This is a genomic window from Actinomycetospora sp., assembly GCF_055612215.1.
Genome location: NZ_JBVPVA010000592.1, coordinates 1 through 5,169, shown reverse-complemented (window position 1 = coordinate 5,169; position 5,169 = coordinate 1). Strand labels below are relative to the sequence as shown.

General features: G+C 72.1%; 5 protein-coding genes. 4 read left to right on the top strand and 1 reads right to left on the bottom strand.

The genetic code is table 11. The features are described from left to right. A partial coding sequence (locus AC0CYZ_RS16210; RefSeq protein WP_472217127.1) for a hypothetical protein occupies positions 1-295 on the top strand: 295 nt, incomplete at its 5' end. A 626-nt stretch (positions 296-921) separates the two neighbouring features. Beyond that, positions 922-1,182 (top strand): hypothetical protein, encoded by a 261-nt coding sequence (locus tag AC0CYZ_RS16205; protein ID WP_472217125.1) that lies wholly within the window; start codon positions 922-924, stop codon positions 1,180-1,182. Between the two features lie 120 nt (positions 1,183-1,302). Here AC0CYZ_RS16205 and ftsW read toward each other — a convergent pair whose 3' ends face one another. Next, positions 1,303-2,535, bottom strand: coding sequence for a putative lipid II flippase FtsW (gene ftsW, locus AC0CYZ_RS16200; protein ID WP_472217123.1), 1,233 nt, complete (start codon positions 2,533-2,535; stop codon positions 1,303-1,305). Positions 2,536-2,866: 331 nt separating this feature from the next. On the opposite strand from ftsW, the gene AC0CYZ_RS16195 reads away from it, so the two are divergent. Both AC0CYZ_RS16195 and AC0CYZ_RS16190 read left to right on the top strand, forming a co-directional pair. After that, the gene (locus AC0CYZ_RS16195) at positions 2,867-3,085 is read left to right on the top strand and encodes a hypothetical protein (protein WP_472217121.1); all 219 of its coding nucleotides are present in this window, start codon (positions 2,867-2,869) and stop codon (positions 3,083-3,085) included. 617 nt (positions 3,086-3,702) lie between these two features. Next, positions 3,703-3,834, top strand: a complete 132-nt coding sequence (locus AC0CYZ_RS16190; protein WP_472217119.1) for a hypothetical protein — start codon at positions 3,703-3,705, stop codon at positions 3,832-3,834. The last annotated feature ends 1,335 nt before the right edge of the window (positions 3,835-5,169 follow it).

Genomic DNA, 5,169 nt, shown 5'->3' with positions numbered 1-5,169 from the left:
GGCGCCACGGTCACTACCGGAGCGCCGAACCGGTCGCGCGGCGCCAGCCCGTCGGCGGATGCCCGCCGGCCTGGTGGTCGGCGGGCTCGCCGGGGCCGGTCTCGGGCTGTGGCTGCTCGACACCGCCGCCGGTGAGGGGCTACCCGCCGCGGGAACACATCTGCTGGCGGCGCTGATCGCGCTGGAGCTGCTCGCGGTCCTGGCCATCCTGATCCACCAAACCCGCCGGCTGGCCCAACAGCTCACCCACGACACCGACACCGACACCGACACCGACACCGACACCGGTCGCTGATGGCCGCACCACCGCGTCCCGGCCCACCAACCCCGTCGTCGGGGGCCCGCTGCGGAGCCCGCAACGTGGCCAGGTGGCCCGCCGGCCCCGTCAGCGGTGCCGCTCATCGCCGGCATCGTCACCGGAGCCGGCGACCACTCAGATAGGGGCGACGTAACGACGCGCGGTGCGCCTCGTCCACCATGACCAGGTCGATGACCGATGACGCCGCGGTCACCGCGGGCCGCTACCTGTGCGCTGGGCGCCGCGACCTGGCCAGGGCCCAGGCTGGACCGCTGCAGTGCTGTCCTACAACGCCTCCGACGACTACGCCCACCGGGTGTTCACCGCCGCAGCGGCCTACGCCGCCGGCCGGCTCCTTGAACCGGGCAGTGACCAGCGCCCGGGCGGATCGCTTGCCGGCGATCGAGGCGGCGAGGTCGCCGAGCCGAACCGATCGCGGCACCTGTGCTTTCCACAGCTTCGCCTGCTGCGGCCAGCTGCGCGGGCCGGAACGCGCCGGCCCCGTCGGGTGATCGTCCGGCTCACGGTTCCGGCGAGAAAGGACCACCGGGGCTTCAGGCGTCGTCCGCGCTCGAGGCCGCGGCCAGCCGCTGGCATCCGCGTCGTGGTACGCCGCGCTGGCGGTGGCGCTGCATAAGAGCCACGGCGGTGATCTCGCCCCGGCCCGGCGGATGGGACTGGCCCGGTTCACCGCCGCGGTTCGCCGCGAGTTGCCGGCCCGGGGCGCCACCCGCATCTGCCCGCGCATCATCACCGCCCTGTTCGACGCCCTCGACGACATCGTCGGCGTGGTTTCGCGCTCCCTACTGCACTGCGGACCTCTGGCATCTGAATCCGGAAGAGCCCTCAATCTCCGCTCGAAAGAACGCTCCAAGTGTCGATGAACGACAAGATTTGCAGCAGGGGGTCACCGGAGCATCGGTATGCCACCGAGCCAGACGCCCGGCGACAACCGCCCGGGTGGACCGGTCACACTGCCAAGCTGTCCCAGTCAAGGCCAGGCCTTAAGGGTTGCGGGCGAGGGCGACGCGGGCGTCGGGCTCGTCCCGGGCGGCCGCGGCCAGCAGCCCGAGGGAGACCATGCTGACGATCACCGAGCTGCCGCCCGCGGAGATCAGCGGGAGCGTGATGCCGGTGACCGGGAGCAGTCCCAGCACGTAGCCGATGTTGATGACGGCCTGGGCGACGAGCCAGACGGTGAGGGTCGCGACGACGACGCGGTTCCAGGGATCGACGGTGCGCGCGGCGATCCGCAGGCCCACCCACCCGAGCAGGGCGAAGAGCCCGAGCACGGCGACGGCGCCGACCAGGCCGAGCTCCTCGCCGAGGATCGCGAAGATGAAGTCGTTGGAGGCGTTGGGCAGGTAGCTCCACTGCGCGGCGCCCTGGCCGAGCCCGTCGCCGAGCAGCCCGCCGTCGGCGAGCGAGTACAGCGCCTGCTGGGACTGGTAGCCCGCGCCGAGCGAGTCGTCCCCGCCGTTGCCGAGGAACGACGTCAGGCGCTCGAGGCGGTAGCTCGCGGTCACCGCGAGCACCCCGACCGCCGCCAGCGCTCCCGCACCGAGCAGCCCCAGCAGCCGTGCGGGCACCCCGGCGAACCACAGCAGCGCGAACAGCACGACGACGATGCCCAGCGCGGATCCGAGGTCGGGCTCGACGACGACGAGGCCCGCGGTCAGCAGCGCGACCGGCACCACCGGCAGCAGGGTCTGGCCGCCCCGGGCGCCGCGTCCCGCCCCGGGCCCGCGGCGGGCGAGCAGGACGTGGGCGCCCCAGAGCACGAGCGTGAGCTTCGCCGGCTCGCTGGGCTGCAGGGAGAGCCCGGCGACGACGAACCACTTCTGCGCACCCGCGGCCGCCGAGCCGAGCCCGGGCACGAGGACGGCGGCGAGCGCGAGCAGCGCGCCCGCGTGCAGCCACGGGCTCGCCGTGCGCCACCCCCGCACCGGCACCCGCCCGACCAGCACGAACGCCACCCCGCCCGCGGCGCAGTAGACGACCTGGTGGACGAAGACGCCGTAGGGGTTGCCGGTGCGGGCGAGGGAGTCGATCGACGACGCGGAGAGCACCATGACCAGCCCGAGACCGGCGAGGACCACGGTGAGACCGAGGACGATGTAGTACGACGCGAGCGGGCGGTCCAGCGTCGCGGCGACCGCCCGCCGCGCCGCGATCACGTGGCCGGCGACCGGGCTCGTCCGGCGGGCCGACCCCGCGGTCCCGCGCACCGTCGTCACCCGCGAGACCCTGGCACCATCAGGCGCCCGCACGCGGCACCCGCCGACCTGCGCGCCGCGGCATAAGCACACCGCAACCGGACAACCTCGGCGCACCTCGAGGGCCACGGAGGCTCAGGTCGCTAGAGGGTCTCCGGGGGACGACCGCTTGATGGGGCTGTCGGGCCGACGCTAGTTCTCATCATCAACCGCCCGCAACGTCCTTTCGCGGCCCTGATGTTCGTTGACGTAGAGCCGTCGAAACGTCCCGCCGCGGTCCCGGTGCAAACATCTGCTCGACATCCCCGGCCAACACCCGCTCCCTGCCCCGACTCTCCTCAAGGAGCCCGCCATGAGCGCCACCGACGACCCCCGGCCACTGATCGACAGCGCCGCCGCCGCAGAAGCACTACGAGCCAAGCCGCAGCAGCTCCACAAGTGGGCCGACGCGGAAATAATCACCCCCGCCCGCGTCAGCGACGACGGCACCCGCTGGTGGAACCTGCATGACCTCCGCCGCCAGCTTGCGACCTACCTCCACGACCACCCAGAGGAAGACCTGCGGCAATAGTCTCGCCTCGACCGCACAAAGCGGGACTGACCTAATCTTCGGTGTACCCGGTCCTGATGCTCCGGGCATGTCCCGGGGGGAGGACCAGCGATGACGGACACCGGTCACACGACCCGAGCCGTCACCCTCGATCCGTGCGTGAGCCGCTGCGACCTCTCGGGCGTCGCGCAAGGCCCCACGGCCAGACCATCGCGGCCAGCCCCATCGCGGCGACCGAGAGCAAGTCGGAGGCGGTGACGCCGTGGTGTGCGCTTAGCACCACCAGCGTCGGGCCCTCGGCTACCGCCTTATCCACCAGCACCCACACCACAGCGGCGACTGCTAGCAGGACGGCGAGTGCGCGACGTGTCGCTGCAGTCCAAGAGCTCACGGCATGCTGAACGGCCCGCCGCTCCAGATCGTTCCGGCTCAACCCCGCAAGCCTACTGTGGGGTGTGCACGGTCACGGCGCGGCGGTCACTACTCCGGGCAGGAGCTCGTTGACCACGTTCGGGTGCGACGTGGTGTCCAGGGACCGGTCACGTGTCGTTGTAGGGGCACGACTCAGCTGCGCCTCGATCGCCACCGCGGGGTCACGCTTGACCCCGTGACCAGCAGGTTGACCGCCTCATAGGCCGATGGCACAGGCGCTGCTCGAGGCGGAGATCGAGCACCCCGAACAGCTGCCCTACACGCATTATCGCGGTGTCAAGGCCCGGAGCGTCGGGGCCTCGCGGCTCGCCGCGCCATTAGCCGAAGGTGTGACCTGACAGTCGGAATGCGCCGCCCTTGCGCCCGCCGGAGGAACTGGGCCCCGTCCAGACCGATCTCCCTCCGACCGTGAACCCCGGGCTCCATCACCGAAGGCCCCGGCCCCCTCTACCCGGCCGGGGAGGGCGTCGGAGAAGGGGAGAGCTCCAGGGCCCCCGGCCACGGCCGGCCGCGGATGTCGCCGGCTAACGGCCCCGACCCGGCTCGTGGCTGTCCACGTGATGTGGGGTGCAGCGGCAACCCCCTGGCCGGCCACCAAGCGATTCTCCGACGGAGACCGTCGCACGTCGACGGCGCTCATGGAGACCTCGCTGATCGCGGGCACGGCCTCCCTCGTCGCAGACTCTCGCAGGGCGACACGATGGACGCGTCCGCCCTATCGGGCAGCGCCAGCCGTGCCCCAGCGTTGCCGTTATCGACACAATGCGGACCTCCTCCCACCGGCACGGCGTGCCGACCGCGCCGCGCAGGCGGCGCGAGTCACAAGCCCGCAGTCGCTCGCGTCACGAGGAGCGGGAAGCGAAGACCGCGGAACCCACGCAGCGTGCCGGCCAGGCGCAAGAAGGGGCCGAGCGCGAGGGGTCAAATCCAGTTGGGCACGATGGGCCGATGGAGTACGGGTGGAGGGTCGGCGGGCTGAGGTTCGCGACCCGGTTGCACTTTCGGTGGGTCAACGGGTTCTGGTGCGAGCACGTGCGGGAGACCACAGGTCGGATCATCAACGCCGGCTGGCGGAAGCTCCACGACTGCTACGGCTGTGGGCGGCGTCGGATGGCGTAGCTGCCAGCGGCTCGAGCAGCGCGGGACCTGGGACGGCCACGGGAAGGCGTCGAAGCAGACGTCCCAGAGTGCCCCGGAGGACTCGAGAGCAGTTGCGGCGCATAGTAAGTGAGGGTGGCCAGGTAGGCGGAGCATCCTGAGGAGTAGATGGCGGCCGTGACATCGGCGACATCGGTAGCGCGGTGGGCAGCGATCTTGGCCGCACAACGCGGACAGGTCCAGACCGACCCGCACGTGGACAGTCCGGTGTAGCCGGCGCCGCGAGACCCGACACCCGCCGCGTCGGCGCGCCGGTCCCGGCGAGTGCGTACCGGTGGGCCGGGTTGAGCACAACAGCCTGACGGCTCGGGCCCCGGCCCGTCCTCGTCCGCCGAGGACGCGTTGGGGTACGGGCGAGTTCGCCGCCCGCGAGGTGCGACTCCGCCCACGCGGACTTCCCGGAGCGCGTCCCCCCGAGGACGAGGGTGCGGACGGCCAGGGTCAGGCCACCGCCTCGCCGACCGCGACGCGCGGGGCGGGCATCCGGAGCTTGCGGATCTGGGTGGCCCGGGTGA